Below are 16,366 nucleotides of genomic sequence, written 5' to 3'. Positions count from 1 at the left end.
GGTTTTAAGTTATTGCACTGAGATTCATTTCATCCACAACATTTCTGAAAATTTCATAGGATTTCAATTTCGCTTCGTGATCAAAAATATGTGCGGTGATCATGAATTCATCTACATTAAAATAGTCCTGAAATTCCTGCAATTTAGTTTTAATGGTAGATGGACCGCCAATAAAACTGTAGCGCAACATTTTTAGAACATGGGCTTTTTCCATCGGATTCCAAACGGCATCTATATCATCAACAGGTGGCGAAAATGGTTTTCGATCGTCTCGAATAATGTTGATAAACGCCTGATAAAGCGTGTTGGATAATTGTTTAGCTTCCTCATCAGTTTCGGCGGCAATACCATTAACACAGGCAATGATATAAGGTTCCGGAAATTGTGCACTCGGTTCATAATTGCTTCGATAAATTTCGAAAGCTGTTGCCATCATATCGGGCGCAAAATGACCGGCGAAAGCATAAGGTAAACCCATTTTCGCAGCGAGCCACGCAGAATCGGTACTCGATCCCAGAATATAGATAGGAATATCGCAACCTTCCCCCGGAATCGCTCTCACTGCACTTTTGGAATTTTCGGGAGAAAAATATTGCTGCAATTCCTGAATCTGGTGTGGGAAATGTTGGTTGATATTCATGGGATTTCTTCCCAAAGCTTTAGCGGTGATTCCGTCGGTTCCGGGCGCTCTTCCAACGCCGAGATCAATTCTTCCGGGAAATAAACTTTCCAGCGTTCCAAACTGTTCTGCAATGACGAGGGAACTGTGATTGGGAAGCATAATTCCACCCGATCCCACTCGGATTTTATCTGTTCCATTGGCAATATATCCTATTAAAACAGAAGTTGCGGAACTTGCAATACTTGCCATATTATGATGTTCGGCGAGCCAAAATCTTTTATAATTGAGCTTTTCGGCGTTTCTTGCCAAACTTAAACTATCAATAAAAGTATCGTGAATGGTTTTATTTTTTTTGACGGGTGCTAAATCGAGCACCGAGATTTCAAAATTTTTCATGGGTGTTGGAAATAAAAATCGTTATTTAATAATGCAAAATTAAGCCTTTAGGCAGGATCAGAGAATTATAGAGCCCCCTAAAAAGACATGATGCAAATAATTAATATCTATTATCCAAATTTTATGCAAATTTGCGTTTGAATCAAAATTATTATGATGCGAAATTTTTTAACACTGCTTTTTTTACTTCTCTTATCGAAGTTTTTTTCTCAGCAAACTCCGACGATGACTTCAGAAGCGGCTTATAATTTCCCAAAAATAAAGTCTTCTATTTCGATGCCGGTGAAAATTCCTTTGGTAGAAATTGGAAATATCATCAATGCTTCGGTCGGAAATTTAATTTTTGAAGACAATTCCTACACCGATAACAATAATGATCAGTTCAAGGTAAAAGTCTGGAAAACACGACCAATCAGACTTGTCGGAGGAACGAAACAGAATTTACTGATAGAAGTTCCTTTAAAAATATGGGCAGAAAAAGGAATCGGAAGCTTTGGACTTTATACGTATCAAAATACCACTTTTGAAACGGTGATGTATTTTAATATGCAAGTCAGTTTCAATAATAATTGGACGATGGTGACAAAAACTTCGCCGATGGGTTTTAAATGGATTACTAAACCTGTTTTAGATTTTGGTAAGATTAAAGTTCCCATAAGTTCTCTCGTAGAATCGAGTTTGCAGCAACAACAAAAAGATTTTTGCAAAACCATGGATGAAATGATGCTTACTCAGCTCAATTTTCAAAAATATGCAGTGATGGCGTGGAATCAGTTTTCACAACCTTTCAATATTTCTGAGGATTACAATACTTGGTTAAAAATAACACCGATAAGCATCAACATTACTCCATTGGTATTTTACGGAAATCAAATTGAAGCGCAGATTGGAATTGATACTTTTTCCGAAACATTCTCCGGACAAAAACCATCTGCATCTCCTTTAATAAAAACAATTGCCAATTTCAATTCGGTTCAGAATTTACCACCCAAATTTCTTTTGCAAACGACGGCCAATATTCCTTTTACAGAAGCTACAGCGATTGCAGAGAAAACTTTTTTAGGCAAAGAATTTGATTTTCGAGAAGGAAAGTCGAAGATTAAAATTACGGGCATCAAAGTGTATAGCGAAAACGAAAAAATCATGATTGCGGCAAGTACGGAAGGAGCGATCGAAGGGGTTTCCTATATTTCTGGAATACCTTTATATGATGGCGTAAAAAGAAAAATTGTTTTGCGCGACACGCATTTCAAACTAAAAACAAAGAATTTTTTGCATAAAGCAGCTACCCTTCTGTTTCAGGGAAAAATTGTAAAAATGATCGAAGAGGAATATGGAATTCCAACAGCTGAACTGGAAGATTCATCTAAAAAAAGCATCGAAGAAACCTTTAATAAAGAATATTACAAAGGACTGAAAATGCTAGGTAAAGTTTTTAAACTCACGCCTTCAAAAATCTTGCTTAATCCATCGGGAATCACTGCTGTTATTGATACTGAAGCACAATTAAAGCTTCTTGTTCAGGGAATTTAATCTCAAATAAAGTACTTGATTCAAAAAAAATATGGCAAGAACTTTACAAATTGTAGAACGCAATAAAGCAGAAAAAATCTACCGATTGATCAATTACATCATTGATCTTGTAGTTTGTGCATTTATGATGTGGTTTTTCTTTCTCGGGTTTTTACTTTACCAATATTTTGTTTTGGGAACAACTATAGAAGAATCGTATGATCAAGCAAATATTAATAATCCCTTGTTCGAAAGAATTTTGATTCTACTATTGTATGGTTTACTCATGTTCGTAATGGAAGCGGCGACAAAAGGAAGAAGTTTAGGGAAATTGATTACGGGAACCAAGGTAATAAAAACGGATGGTAGCGAACTCATTATCACCGACTTACTAAAAAGAAATTTCATAAGAGCAGTTCCGTTTGATCAACTCTCTTTTGTGGGAAATAAAGGATGGCATGATCACTTCTCTGACACTGCTGTTGTAAGAATAAAGAATTTCGAAAAGGCAAAAAACTTGGAAATTGACATGGAAATGATTGGAGTGAAAGAAAATCTTTAAATAAATTTTTCTCCGAAAATTAAAATTCCTATATTTGCAAACCAAAATGGTTCTTTGGCCGAGTGGTTAGGCAGTGGTCTGCAACACCATCTACAGCGGTTCGAATCCGCTAGGAACCTCAGGAAAGCAAGTCTCCAACTCGGAGACTTGCTTCTTTTTTTAAGAAGTATTATTTTTTTAACATTTCGTTAACGCTAGATTGGTTCTGTTTTTGGCTACTTCCAATTTAAATGTATAAACCTTACTAAATATTGTAGTTATGAAAAATCCAGATCAAATCTTATCGATTCAAAATAGGAAATCCCTCGTAAAAACAATTTTCTTATCCGGCGCGATCTCTTTAATTTCGCTAACTGCCTGTACAAAAGACAATTCAATTGCAGAAAAATCATTAGACGAACAAAAAATAGAATTTCAAACCAGACAATTGGAGATTGAAAAACAAAAATTAGCGATTGAAAAAGAAAAGCTGGCTTATGAAACTCAGAAAAAAGCCGATAGTGTTGCATTGGTTTCTGAAAAGAAAGCAAAAATTGCAGCACAACCTAAGGTGATCAGAGAAACGAAAACTGTTTATGTAAATAATACGCCTCGAAATAATTCAAACTCTGGCTCTAATAATGGCAGTTCTGAGGGAACATCTCAAGGAACAACCCAGAAAAAAGGCATGAGTAAAGCGGCAAAAGGAACCATAATCGGAACCGTTGGTGGTGCTGCTGCAGGTGCGATTATCAGTAAAAACAATCGTGGTTTAGGCGCAGTAATTGGTGGTGTTGTAGGTGGAGCAACTGGCTATACCATTGGTAGAGCAGGTGACAGAAAGGATGGTCGCGTAATACCTAAAAATTAATATTCGAGAATGATATAATAAAAAGATTGTTTATTTTTAAGCAATCTTTTTTTATGGTCTATATTGTCTTCATGCTGATTTTGTTGTTACCAACCATTGCGGGGTTAGGTGCAATCTTTCAAAAACTCTTTGGAAATGTATTCTTGGGACTATCGGCTCTGCTTTTATCGGGAGTTTTTTTTATTTCGATGCTTTTTACGACCATTGCCTTTTTTTTTCCGCTGAATATTTTCATTGAAACCGGAACACTTGCGATTGGAATTGCCTCCTTTTTTTATTTAAAAATACACCTTCTATTTTGGGATTTCTTTTCCAAAGTTTCTCGCTTTTTTTTTGAAATTGCGTTGGTCATCGTCCTACTCGCTTCCTACTATCCTTTTATTTTAGACCACTTCGGTTATTATGTTCCCACCATTCAATGGATCACGGAATTTGGTTTGGTTCAAGGAATTTCGAATTTAGATTTACTTTTGGGACAAATGTCAGTTTGGCATCTATTTGAAGCCGGATTTTCAAATTTTGCAGATCCTTTTTTACGAATAAATGCAGTAGTTCTCCTTATTTATCTGATCTATATTTTCGAAAAAAAATCCTGGATCCATCTCCTTTTCCTGCCCGTTCTTTTTCTATTTTCGCAATCACCAAGTCCAGATTTACCTGTAATTGCAATCGCTTTGATTGTACTTAATGAGTATTTGAACCACAACAAAAACGCCTCCTTGTTGTTTGCATTTTCTGTTTTTGTATTTGCTTTGAAACCGACGATGATTTGGCTTCCACTTTTCGGAGCTTTATACAGTTTGGTGATCTTAAAAACAAATTTAAAATTTATAATTCCCGGAGTTTTAGTACTCCTTGTCTTTTTTATTAAAAACATCTGGACTTTCGGTTTTCCTGTATTTCCGGTGCAGTTAATCGATCTTGGATTTTCCTGGAAACCAAATCCCAACTTGCTGAAAAACTCCTCGGAGATGGCGATCATGAAAACATACGACATGCAGTTCACCATCGCGCAAATAAAGCAATTTACAACATTTGATTATGTTAAAAATTGGTTTTTTCTTAGCGGAATCAAGAAAATCATTCACCTCTTATTGATACTAAGTCTGGTTGTTTTTTTCTTTTTTTCATTAAAGGTAAAATCAAAAATCATCTGGCTTCTCTTTATTTCTATTCTGATAAAAACGATATTAATTCTTTCATTTTCTGCACAATACCGCTTTTTTTTAGAGATCTTTTTTGTCATTTTCTTTGTGATTTTTTATCAATCATTCCCTCAAAAAAGAGCGAAACAAGTATTCACTGGACTCTCCATAATAGTTATCATGGTAATTTCTTATCCCACCATTTTACAGGAAGGATTGCCAAGTTTCAAACTCGGTAATTTCATGACTGGTTTTACCAAAAATCAAATTTACAAACCCGCTCATTTTGGATATAATCACTACAAAACCCATCAAATAGGGAACTTAAAATTTAATGTTGTTGAAAATTATCCTTTTAGTTTTGATACGCCACTTCCCGCCATTTCGCCTCAATTTATTCAAGAAGATCTCAACTCCGGGATATTTCCACAACTCAAAGGAAAAACTTTAAAAGAAGGTTTGATATGGCGGAAAATAAATCATGAAGAAAAGCAAAAACTCCAGTCAATTGTAAAGGGTTTTAATCGAAAAAATGGATCGATACAATAAATCAACACCTCACCACAATTACCAAATTATCTCATTAACTTTGTCACATGTTTAACCTAGGAAACTTTCTCTCTCTCTCAACTTTTGGCGAAAGCCACGGAATCGCTTATGGCGGAATCATCACCAATTTTCCAGCAGGATTAGAAATCGATTCAGATAAAGTTCAACACCAACTTGATCGCAGAAAACCGGGACAATCCGCCATAGTTACGCAAAGAAAAGAAAGCGATACCGTAAAATTTCTTTCCGGAATTTTTGAAGGAAAATCGACCGGAACACCAATCGGTTTCCTCATCGAAAATGAAAATCAGAAGTCAAAAGATTACGACCATATCGCAAAATCCTATCGACCAAGTCATGCCGATTTCACCTACGACCAAAAATTCGGAATCCGCGACTACCGCGGTGGTGGAAAATCTTCTGCCCGCGAAACCGTCAATTGGGTCGTTGCCGGAAGTTTAGCCAAACAATTGCTGCCCAAAAATGTAGAAATCAATGCTTATGTTTCTTCCGTGGGAGAAATTTTCTGCGAAAAACCGTATCAGGATCTAGACTTTACCAAAATCGATTCCAACGAAATTCGTTGTCCGGATGCTGAAACAGCCGAAAAAATGATTTCAAAAATTAAAGAAATCAAAAAAGAAGGAAATACCATCGGTGGAACAATTACTTGCGTCATCAAAAATCTTCCCATCGGAATCGGCGAACCGGTTTTCGGAAAATTACAAGCCGAATTGGGAAAAGCCATGCTCAACATCAACGCCTGCAAAGGTTTTGAATATGGAAGCGGATTTTGTGGCGCAAAAATGACAGGGAAAGACCACAACGATTTGTTTAATAAAAATTTTACAACAAAAACCAATCTTTCTGGTGGAATTCAAGGAGGAATATCCAACGGAATGGATATCTATTTTCGCGTCGCTTTTAAACCAATCGCTACGATTCTGCAACCTCAGCAAAGTTTTGACACCGAGGAAAATCCCATTATTGTTGAAGGAAGAGGACGACACGATCCTTGTGTTTTACCACGAGCTGTTCCTATTGTAGAAAATTTGGCAGCTTTCGTTCTCGCTGATCTTTTTTTGATTAATCAGCTAAGAAAATTCTAATTGTGATCAATGTTACTTTCTGTATAAAGCTTTTTCCCGAAATTTGAATAAAATTTAAAGAATGAAATCAACGATTCACGAACCCCAAAATCTAAATAAAAAAGAAGTGAGTAATAATTACTGGCAAAACGCAATTACTTTCGAAGAATACATGAAAATTGCAGAAGAACGTTTTCACAATAATCCCAATCCCAATGATGAGTTTCAGGAATATTATGAACTCGGACTGCACCGAATGGAACGAACTTTAAAAAAATATAAAGTTGATGCTGATCAACTTTCAAAATTAAAAGAAAAAAACTTTACCGGTAAAATTCTAATCATTAGCGAACCATGGTGTGGCGATGCAAGTGCGACTGTTCCCGCTGTTTCTAAATTCTTCGAAGCAGCCGGAAATGAGGTAAGAATATTCCTGCGAGATTCTGACCCCACATTAATCGACCAATTTTTGACCAACGGAACCCGATCGATCCCAAAAGTCCTTATTTTAGACGAAGAATTAAACGTTAAAAATAATTGGGGACCAAGACCGGAATACGGAAATGGCTTGCTGAAAAAATTCAAAGAAAACGAAGATACTTATCCGAGAGAAGAATTTTACAATGATTTACAAGTTTATTACGCAAAAAATCGCGGCAAAGATGCCATCGAAGAAATTATAAATTTAATCTAAATGAATTTTCTGAAAAAAAACCTTCTCAACATGATTGTCATCGCATTTATTGCGGTACTTTTTATTTTTCCCGAAGTTAAACTGAAATTAAAAGACCTTTTCTTTCCAATTGCAGCGGTTGAAAACGCAGTTACCCTTCAAGATTCAGATATGGATATTCAGTTACAAGGAATCAATGTTCCCGATACCAATCTGAAAAGCCTCAAAGGAAATAAACTGATTTTCCTCAATTTTTGGGGAACTTGGTGTCCTCCGTGTCGCGAAGAGTGGCCGACTGTGCAGAAATTATACGACGCTAAAAAAGGTAAAGTAGATTTTGTACTCATCGCAATGCAGGATGAAGAAAGCAAAGTACGCGCGTTTTTGAAAGAGCATCAATACACCGTTCCCGTTTACATTGCGCAAAGTCCCATCTCAAATAATGTTCTTCCAAAAGTTTTCCCAACCTCTTTTCTCCTCGATAAAACAGGTCGGATTCTATTGAAAGAAGATGCCTCTAAAGATTGGAATAGCAAATCTGTTCACGACTTCATCGATAATTTCACCAAATAATTTAACTACATTTAAGAAATCTTGGTACAGAATTTGCGAATTACCTGACTTAAAATACACAAACTCAAAAATGAAAATTTCAAAAATCGCACTTGCTAAAGAAGCATTCAAACACAAAGGATTTATCCGAAAAATTCCCGTAATAATCCGCATGGTAAAATCCATCATGTCGAAAAATGGGTACAAACCAGAATTCAAAAACGTTATTTTACCTGCATTGGTAATCGTTTATCTAATATCACCGCTGGATATTATTCCAGATTGGATCCCATTGATCGGAGTTCTAGACGATTTGGCACTTCTCGCATTGGCAATGCCAATGTTGATTTCAGAAGCCGAAAAATTTGTCGCTTGGGAAGAATCCTTAAAATCTGACCCAAAAATCCTGGAAGCTGAAATTGTAAGATAAATTTAAAAAACCAAAAACCGTTCAAGAAATTGAGCGGTTTTTTTTAGGAGCAACCTCATTTTGGTTTCTTAGAAAAAAAGGTCGCGCTGTCCGTTTTATCTTTTTCTGTTCTTGCGAAGAAAAGAAGAAACTTTAATTACGATTCGGAATCGCAATAACAGAAAAAGGATACCACTTCCATCACGGCTAGAAAATCAGGCGGTTTGTCTTTCCCAATGAGGTAAATCTTGCAATATCAAAACCTAATTCAGCATTTTCAATCAATATTTTTCCCGGTTTGGTTGCATTTTGTTCCTTTCAATAACCATCATTACTGAAAATTAAATTTTGCACGTTCATTTCCTCGCATATCAAAAAAAATGAGGAAATTTGCACCGTGAAAAAACTCATCTCCATCATCGGAACCACGGGAATTGGTAAAACCAAACTCGCCATCGAAATCGCCAAACATTTCGAAACCGAAATTATTTCCTGTGATTCCCGACAGTTTTTCGCAGAGATGAAAATCGGGACCGCTACTCCATCAGAAGAGGAATTAGCCGCAGTTCCGCACCATTTTATTGGACATCTTTCGGTAGAAAATTATTACTCCATCGGTCAGTTCGAAAAAGAAGCCCTTCAAAAAATAGAGGACCTTTTTCAAAAACATGAGGTCGTAATCATGGTCGGAGGAAGCATGATGTATGAAAAAGCAGTTCTCGAAGGACTCAATGATTTGCCAGAAGCTGACGAAAAAAACCAGAAAGAATTAGAAAGAATTTTTGCGGAAGAAGGAATTGAAAATTTACAAAAAATCCTTCATGATTTAGATCCAGACTATTTTGAAACGGTAGACAAAGACAATCCGCGCCGACTTTTCCGCGCGATCGATATCATCTGGCAAACAGGGAAAACCTATACCGAAAATATAAAAAGCCAAGTAAAAAAACGCGATTTCCAGGTCATTAGAATTGGGATTCAGGCTCCACGAGAAATCATTTATCATCGAATTAACCAACGCGTAGATTTAATGGTACAAAATGGTTTGGTACAAGAAGCGGAATCATTAATTCCCTTTAAAAAAAATGTAGCCTTACAAACTGTTGGCTACTCCGAACTCTTCAAATATTTCGATCAAGAATGGGATTTGGCTTTTGCCCTCGAAGAAATTAAAAAAAATTCCCGCAGGTTTGCAAAACGACAGTTAACGTGGTACCGAAAAGAAGAAAACATCAATTGGGTCAATTTTGAAAACTCAGTTGAAGAATCGTTAACTTTTCTCGATACGGTGATTTGGTGATGTGATGATTTGTAGATTCGGAGATTCGGTGATGTGATGATTCGGTGATTCGGTGATTCGGTGATTTGTCGATTCGGTGATTTGTTAATCAGGTATTTTGCTCATCGGTTGATGAAATGATTTAAAATTTTCCAGAAGATTATCATTATATTTGTAGCTTCATATTATCACATCATCTCATTTTCAAATTATCACTTTATCAATTTAACTCATCAAAAAAAAATCATGGCAAATACTCCTTCAAATATGCTCGAACTTGGAACAAAAGCACCGTTCTTTGAACTACCAAATCCTTCTCAAAGCAATGAAATGCAATCCCTGGAAGATCTGAAAGGCGAAAAAGCCACTTTGGTCATTTTCATGTGCAATCATTGTCCATTTGTACTTCATGTTATCGATAAATTGGCAGAATTATATGAAGATTATCAAGATAGTGGAATTGAATTTATTGCCATTAATGCAAATGATGCAGATAAATATCCAGCCGATGCTCCAAGTAAAATGGCAGAATTTCAAGTAGAAAGAAAATTTGATTTCCCTTATTTGTACGACGAAAGTCAGGCAATCGCAAAAGCTTATAACGCAGCTTGCACTCCCGACTTTTTCCTTTTCGATGAAAAATTAGATTTAATTTATCGCGGACAAATGGATGATTCGCGACCAGGAAATACCAAAGAAATTACCGGCGAAGATTTAATCATCGCCTTCGAAAATTTGCTAGCAGGTGAACCTCAAGAAGAAATGCAACTTCCGAGTATGGGTTGTAATATCAAATGGAAATAATTTCCGGATCATCGATTTTAAAGTAAAAAGACAGAAGCGAAACTTCTGTCTTTTCTTTTACTTAAAAAAAGGATTGTAACTCTTTTCAAAACCCACCGTTGTAGGATTTCCATGACCGTTGTACACTTTGGTTTCATCCTCTAAAACAAAAAGTTTTTCTCGGATGCTTTTAAGGAGTTCTTGAGCATCACCTTTGTAAAGATCAGTTCTTCCAATGCTTCCTTCAAATAATACATCGCCGGAAATGATGAATTTCTGTGCTTCACTATAAAATGCAATATGTCCTGGAGAATGTCCCGGAACGTGAAGAATTTTAAAATCATCTTCGTCTACACTAATAATTTCGTTTTCATTTAGATAAGAAATTTCACCTTCAAAAGGTTTAAAGAAAAAACCAAATCGATTTGCATCCATAGGATTTCTATCGAGAATTTCTTTTTCCATTTCGTGCATCAAAATTGGAACTTTGTATTTGTCGAAGGCTTTTTGCAATCCTAAAACATGATCGATATGTGCGTGAGTCAACAGAATATTCTGAACTTTCAATTCATTATCAATAATAAACTGATTTAAAATATTGTTCTCGACCTCGGAGAAATCGCCGGGATCGATGATGAATGCATTTTTATTTTCGTTAAAAACGATATAGGTATTTTCTGAAAAAGGATTGAAAGCGAAAGATTTAATATGATGCATTTTCTTGTTTTCAGCAAAGTTAAATTCTAATTTTTAATTAAAAAAGTTTCGCGCAAAAACAATATCACTAATAATTTGAAGTTACATTCATAGTTCATAATCTTACGCCTCACCAAAATTCATTATCTTCGTCTCAATGAAAAATTTACAATTTTTACTGCTCTTTTTTAGCGCCATTTTCTTCGGGCAAGATATTCGAAGCATACAGCTTTTTAATCCACAAACCAATGATGAAACTGCGGTAATCCGTTTTAATGACCAGCTTATTCTAAAATTTGATGACCTTTCGAATTCAAATACACTTTACCGATACACCTTGAAACATTTCGACAGAAATTGGCAAGATGATGGCTTATTTTTCACGGAATTTGCGAATGGAAGTTTGAATGCTTTGATTGATCAATACCAATATTCCTTCAATACTTTGCAAGCCTACACGAATTATACGCTTACTTTTCCTAACAATAAAATTCAACCCAAAATTTCAGGAAACTTTGAAATCGTAGTTTATTTGGATTCTCCCAGCAAACCCCTTTTTACAAAAAGATTTTGTGTGGTTGAAGAAGGTTCAAACTTAGGGCTGAATATTACCCGAACTTCCGATGCAAAAAACCCAAACATTAATCAAAGAGTTGAAGTTCAGGCAATTGGTAGCAATTCTTTACTTATTCAAAATGCCAATTCAACGACCTTAAATGTGGTTCAAAATAACAATTGGAATATGGGTGTTTTTAACCAGAAACCAAGCGCAACACTCGGAAATAAATTGATTTTCCAACAGATGAATTTGGCTTTCCCCGGAAATAATGAGTTTTACTATTTCGATAACAAAAATATGAATCAACCTTTTGATATGGTTGCACAAGCAGAAACCTCAGAAGGAGTAAATTACACTTATCTGTATCCGGTTTGGGCTTATCCGTTAAATTATCAATATCAACCTGATGTAAATGGCGCATTTTATTTCCGCAGAAATGATTTGGGAATTGAACGAATTGCAGATAAAGAAGCTGATTATTCTTGGGTTTATTTCTCTTTAGAGTCAGAAAAAAGCGAGGAAGAAATTCATGTTTTAGGCGGTTTTAATGATTTTATTCCAAGCAAAGAAAATCAAATGATTTATGATGACAAAACCAAAAGATTCATCGCAAAAATTTATTTAAAACAAGGATTTTACAATTACATTCTTGCGACCAAAAACACAGACGAAACCTTAAATTTCGGGGCAATCAACGGGAGTTTCTGGCAAACTGAAAACTTGTACCAAGCTTTTCTTTACTACCGTCCTTTCGGTAGAAATTACGATGGATTGATTGGTTATGGAGAATATCGAACATCACGAAATTAACAACACAACTAAAAGTAAGCTTAAAAAGAGAGTGTAAATTTACAGTCTCTTTTGCTTTTGTATGAACGTTGATTGTAACAAAACTTGATTGATTTCTAAACCAAATAAAACTCTTCTAACTTTTCTTCACACAAGGTTTTCACCACTTCAATCCAACGGTCTTCATCATTTAAACACGGAATATAATGGAAGTTTTCGCCTCCTCCATGTTCAAATTGTTCTTTACCTTCCACAGAGATTTCCTCCAAAGTTTCCAAGCAATCCGACACAAAAGCCGGACAAACAATTGCTAGATTTTTGATGCCTTTTTTGCCTAAACTTTCCAAAGTCTCATCGGTATAAGGTTCCATCCATTTATCGTTTCCTAATCTGGATTGAAAAGTCACCATCACTTTCTCTTTCGGTAAATTGAGTTTTTTGATGACTTCTTCAGTGACTTTAAAACATTGATGGCGATAACAAAACTGATGACTCGGATTGCTTTCACGTGAGCAACAATCATTTAAATTACAGGTTTTGGTAGGATCGGTTTTGTAAATATGTCTTTCTGGAACACCGTGATAAGAAAACTGCAGCGCATCGAAATTCTCCGGCAATTTCTCCCGAATACTTTCTGCCAAACAATCAATATAAATTTCGCGGTTGTAAAAAGGCTGAATATAATTCACTTTAACCTCTGGAAAATGTTTTTTACGAACTTCTTCCGCTTTTTCAACCACCGTTTCTGTTGTACTCATCGCGTATTGCGGATAAAGTGGAAACAAAACAATTTCGGTAACGCCTTGTTCAGTTAATTTTCGCATTCCGGTTTCGATGCTTGGTTCTGCGTATCGCATTCCAATTTCTACGGGAACATCAACGATTTTCTGCAACTTTTTCTTGATTCGTTCTGTAATGAAAATCAAAGGCGAACCTTCATCGGTCCAAACCGTTTGGTAAGCTGCCGCCGATTTTTTCGGACGCGTATTCAAAATGATTCCACGAACCAATAAAGCCCGGAAAAACCACCGAAAATCGATTACTTTTTCATCCATTAAAAACTCATCCAGATATTCCTTAACATCTGCAACTTTCGTTGATCGCGGTGAACCAAGATTCACTAATAATATTCCTTTTTTTGCCATTGTTTATTTTTAAACCACAAAAGTCACAAAAGTTTCTTGTTTTAAGTTGAACTCAATACTGGTTAAAGTTCAAATAATTACATCAACTTACTATAATATTGATTTACAAGAGTTTCTTGTCCTTCATGGTATATATTTTTTACATTAAAATTAATTAAAATTCCTTTCAGAACTTTTAGAATAGCCATGTAGTTTAAGAGTTTTGCTCGATGTATGTCATCAAAGCTTTTTACCGATTTTATCTCTAACACGATACTGTCCTCAATTAAAAAATCACATTTATAGTCGCAATTTAATTTCTTGCTTTTATAGAAAATTTCTGTTTGAAGTTCTGATTTAAAATTGATTCCTCTTTAAGCAAATTCTTCTTTCAAAGCTTCATGATAAACTTTTTCTAACAATCCAGGTCCCAAAATTTTATGGACTTCTATGCATGCTCCATTTATTTTATAAGTTAAATCCGTAAGATAAGATTGGGTAATCATCATTTTATTGAACTTATTTTAACTTTAAAACGTTATAATATCCACTAATAAAAATTAAAACTTTTGTGACTTATGTGGTTGAATTATTTTAGCCATTCACGGCTTCTACTTTTTCCACCAATTCTGGAACGAACTGTTTCAACAGATTTTCAATTCCTCCTTTCAATGTTGCAGTAGAACTTGGACAACCTGAACACGCTCCTTGCAATAACATTTTTGCGGTTTTTGTTTCTGGAACATATTCCATTAATGAAATTTTTCCACCATCACTTTCAACAGCTGGAGCAACATATTCTTTTAAAATATCAGAAATTTTCTGTTCCGTTTCCGTATATTCTCTGTTCATTAAATTCTCCACCGGACTTTCATGTTTTTGCGGCGTTGCATTCGATATTTCACCCCCATTTTGAAGATATTCTGTGATAAAAGTTCTCACCGCAACCATCACTTCATGCCATTCTACAGACACATTTTTGGTCACTGCCACGAAATTATCCGAGATGAAAACTTCCTTGGTAAAATCAAATTCATTAAAAATCGCTTTTGCCAAAGGAACTTCCGCTGCATCGTCTTTGCTTTTAACTTCTACAAAACCATCGAGCAATACTTTGGTCGAAACAAACTTCATCACCATTGGATTTGGAGTCATTTCTGCAAAAATTTGCTGCACTTCTTTTTCCTTTTGAAGATAAACTCTTGGATTCGCTTCTAATTCGGCTTCAATAATTTCTTTCAATGGTTCTACAACATTTTCCCACTCTACTCCTTCTTGTTTTGCAACCGCAATAAAATTAGCCGTAATAAAAATTCTTTCCACAAAAGGAAAAACGAAAAGTTTCTTTGCCAAAGGAAGTTCTGAGATATCTGAAGTTCGATCGAGTTCCAAAGAACCCGGCATCAAGTTGTAATCGGCGACAAACTTCATGACTTTTGAATTTTCTGTAGGCTCTATAATAATTGTTCTCATTTTATTTCCTTAAATTTGAGTACAAAAATAGGGATTAGAACTTAGATGATAGAAGTTAGACGTTAGATTTTTTCTATGTTCGTAGTATGTACAATGGAGCATCTAGAACGTATTTTTTAAATCACCTTTTTTGATTCTATAAATTTGGAAATAGAAAACATTAACTAAAAATAAATTACTGTGTACATTTTACTGTGTACATTTTACAAAAAATTATGGCATTAATAAAAGAACTTTTAGGAAAAACACCACAAATCGGCGCAGATACTTTTTTAGCAGAAACCGCAGCAATTATCGGCGATGTATCGATGGGAACAGAATGCAGCATTTGGTACAACGCAGTCATTCGTGGCGATGTCAATTTTATTAAAATGGGCAACAAAGTAAATGTACAGGACAATGCAATGTTGCACTGCACTTTCGAAAAATTCCCGCTTGTTATTGGCAATAATGTTTCTATCGGTCATAATGCAATTGTTCATGGCTGCACGATTCACGATAATGTTTTGATCGGAATGGGCTCTATTGTGATGGATGATTGTCTGGTAGAAAGCAATTCCATCGTTGGAGCTGGTTCTGTGGTAACGCAAGGAACCCACATTAAATCCGGAGAAGTTTGGGGCGGAATTCCCGCGCGAAAAATTAAAGATATTTCTACAGAACTCTTGGAAGGCGAAGTGAACAGAATTGCGAATAATTATGTGAAATATTCAAGTTGGTATAAATAAGACCACAAAAAAAATGCAGACCTTCGAAATCAAAACTTCGCAACTCCTCCTGAACCTGCCCACAGAAAAGGATCTGGTCGATTTTCTGGCGCAAATTAATTCAACTGACGAATATTCTAAAAATCTTTTTAATATTCCCTACCCTTTCCCCAAAGAAAATGCTGAAAAATGGCTCCAAAACTGCGCGCAGGGAATCGAATCAGGCGAAACGATCCGGTTTGCAATTCGGGAAAAAGAAGTGGGAAAATTGATTGGTACAATTGGGCTTCATCTCAACAAAGAACATCAGAAAGCTGAACTCGGTTATTGGCTTGGGAAAAACTTCTGGCGGAAAGGTTATCTCACAGAAGCTTTAAAAGCAGTTCTCGAATTTGGTTTCAAAGAACTGAACCTCAACAAAATTTACGCAACCCATTTTCTCTTTAATCCTAATTCAGGCAAGGTCATGCTCAAAGCTGGGATGAAATTCGAAGGCTTACAAAAACAAGAATACCTGCAACACGGAGAATTTTTAGATGTGAACAGATATTCCGTCCTCAAACAGGATTTCAAATTGTAACTGGTGAACTATTTAAAA

The 16,366-nt window shown here is 35.6% G+C and carries 17 protein-coding genes, 1 tRNA gene and 1 pseudogene; 14 read left to right on the top strand and 5 right to left on the bottom strand.

The features are described 5' to 3' along the window. Positions 1 to 4: 4 nt before the first annotated feature. Entirely contained in the window at positions 5 to 1,018 is a 1,014-nt protein-coding gene (locus tag BW932_RS00610; protein WP_076384323.1) for an LLM class flavin-dependent oxidoreductase, read from the bottom strand. A 153-nt stretch (positions 1,019 to 1,171) separates the two neighbouring features. Between BW932_RS00610 and BW932_RS00605 the strand changes: the two genes are divergently transcribed. The 11 genes from BW932_RS00605 (at position 1,172) to BW932_RS00555 (ending at position 10,441) form a co-directional block, all read left to right on the top strand. Beyond that, positions 1,172 to 2,551, top strand: coding sequence for a DUF4403 family protein (locus BW932_RS00605; RefSeq protein WP_245820613.1), 1,380 nt, complete (start codon positions 1,172 to 1,174; stop codon positions 2,549 to 2,551). A gap of 31 nt (positions 2,552 to 2,582) precedes the next feature. Continuing rightward, the gene (locus tag BW932_RS00600) at positions 2,583 to 3,092 is read left to right on the top strand and encodes an RDD family protein (RefSeq protein ID WP_076384321.1); all 510 of its coding nucleotides are present in this window, start codon (positions 2,583 to 2,585) and stop codon (positions 3,090 to 3,092) included. Between the two features lie 48 nt (positions 3,093 to 3,140). Continuing rightward, positions 3,141 to 3,211, top strand: a tRNA-Cys gene (locus BW932_RS00595). Between the two features lie 140 nt (positions 3,212 to 3,351). Next, the gene (locus tag BW932_RS00590) at positions 3,352 to 3,942 is read left to right on the top strand and encodes a YMGG-like glycine zipper-containing protein (RefSeq protein ID WP_076384319.1); all 591 of its coding nucleotides are present in this window, start codon (positions 3,352 to 3,354) and stop codon (positions 3,940 to 3,942) included. 53 nt (positions 3,943 to 3,995) lie between these two features. Further along, the gene (locus tag BW932_RS00585) at positions 3,996 to 5,636 is read left to right on the top strand and encodes an LIC_10190 family membrane protein (RefSeq protein WP_076384317.1); all 1,641 of its coding nucleotides are present in this window, start codon (positions 3,996 to 3,998) and stop codon (positions 5,634 to 5,636) included. A 47-nt stretch (positions 5,637 to 5,683) separates the two neighbouring features. Then, positions 5,684 to 6,745 (top strand): chorismate synthase, encoded by a 1,062-nt coding sequence (gene aroC / locus BW932_RS00580; protein WP_076384315.1) that lies wholly within the window; start codon positions 5,684 to 5,686, stop codon positions 6,743 to 6,745. 61 nt (positions 6,746 to 6,806) lie between these two features. Then, positions 6,807 to 7,418, top strand: a complete 612-nt coding sequence (locus BW932_RS00575) for a thioredoxin family protein (protein WP_076384313.1) — start codon at positions 6,807 to 6,809, stop codon at positions 7,416 to 7,418. Then, positions 7,419 to 7,970, top strand: coding sequence for a TlpA family protein disulfide reductase (locus BW932_RS00570; protein WP_076384311.1), 552 nt, complete (start codon positions 7,419 to 7,421; stop codon positions 7,968 to 7,970). 70 nt (positions 7,971 to 8,040) lie between these two features. Further along, positions 8,041 to 8,379: a YkvA family protein gene (locus tag BW932_RS00565; RefSeq protein ID WP_076384309.1), complete on the top strand. Its 339-nt coding sequence runs from the start codon at positions 8,041 to 8,043 to the stop codon at positions 8,377 to 8,379. Between the two features lie 376 nt (positions 8,380 to 8,755). Beyond that, positions 8,756 to 9,658: a tRNA (adenosine(37)-N6)-dimethylallyltransferase MiaA gene (miaA, locus tag BW932_RS00560; RefSeq protein ID WP_076384307.1), complete on the top strand. Its 903-nt coding sequence runs from the start codon at positions 8,756 to 8,758 to the stop codon at positions 9,656 to 9,658. Between the two features lie 225 nt (positions 9,659 to 9,883). Further along, positions 9,884 to 10,441, top strand: a complete 558-nt coding sequence (locus BW932_RS00555) for a thioredoxin family protein (protein ID WP_076384305.1) — start codon at positions 9,884 to 9,886, stop codon at positions 10,439 to 10,441. Positions 10,442 to 10,498: 57 nt separating this feature from the next. Here BW932_RS00555 and BW932_RS00550 read toward each other — a convergent pair whose 3' ends face one another. Further along, complete coding sequence (locus BW932_RS00550; RefSeq protein ID WP_076384303.1) at positions 10,499 to 11,137, bottom strand: MBL fold metallo-hydrolase; 639 nt, start codon at positions 11,135 to 11,137, stop codon at positions 10,499 to 10,501. A gap of 136 nt (positions 11,138 to 11,273) precedes the next feature. On the opposite strand from BW932_RS00550, the gene BW932_RS00545 reads away from it, so the two are divergent. After that, the gene (locus tag BW932_RS00545; protein WP_076384301.1) at positions 11,274 to 12,485 is read left to right on the top strand and encodes a type IX secretion system plug protein; all 1,212 of its coding nucleotides are present in this window, start codon (positions 11,274 to 11,276) and stop codon (positions 12,483 to 12,485) included. Between the two features lie 95 nt (positions 12,486 to 12,580). Here the strand turns inward: BW932_RS00545 and hemH are convergent, their stop codons facing one another. The 3 genes and pseudogenes from hemH to BW932_RS00530 form a co-directional block, all read right to left on the bottom strand. Next, the gene (gene hemH / locus BW932_RS00540; RefSeq protein ID WP_076384299.1) at positions 12,581 to 13,609 is read right to left on the bottom strand and encodes a ferrochelatase; all 1,029 of its coding nucleotides are present in this window, start codon (positions 13,607 to 13,609) and stop codon (positions 12,581 to 12,583) included. Positions 13,610 to 13,686: 77 nt separating this feature from the next. After that, positions 13,687 to 14,094: pseudogene (locus BW932_RS00535) on the bottom strand (GxxExxY protein). 88 nt (positions 14,095 to 14,182) lie between these two features. After that, entirely contained in the window at positions 14,183 to 15,061 is an 879-nt protein-coding gene (locus BW932_RS00530; RefSeq protein WP_076384297.1) for a NifU family protein, read from the bottom strand. Between the two features lie 215 nt (positions 15,062 to 15,276). On the opposite strand from BW932_RS00530, the gene BW932_RS00525 reads away from it, so the two are divergent. Together BW932_RS00525 and BW932_RS00520 are read left to right on the top strand one after the other, a co-directional pair. Further along, entirely contained in the window at positions 15,277 to 15,789 is a 513-nt protein-coding gene (locus BW932_RS00525) for a gamma carbonic anhydrase family protein (protein WP_076384295.1), read from the top strand. A gap of 13 nt (positions 15,790 to 15,802) precedes the next feature. Beyond that, complete coding sequence (locus BW932_RS00520) at positions 15,803 to 16,348, top strand: GNAT family N-acetyltransferase (protein ID WP_076384293.1); 546 nt, start codon at positions 15,803 to 15,805, stop codon at positions 16,346 to 16,348. The last annotated feature ends 18 nt before the right edge of the window (positions 16,349 to 16,366 follow it).

This window comes from Kaistella chaponensis (assembly GCF_900156725.1).
Classification (GTDB): Bacteria; Bacteroidota; Bacteroidia; order Flavobacteriales; family Weeksellaceae; genus Kaistella; species Kaistella chaponensis.
This window is presented reverse-complemented; position numbering and strand designations above follow the sequence as displayed.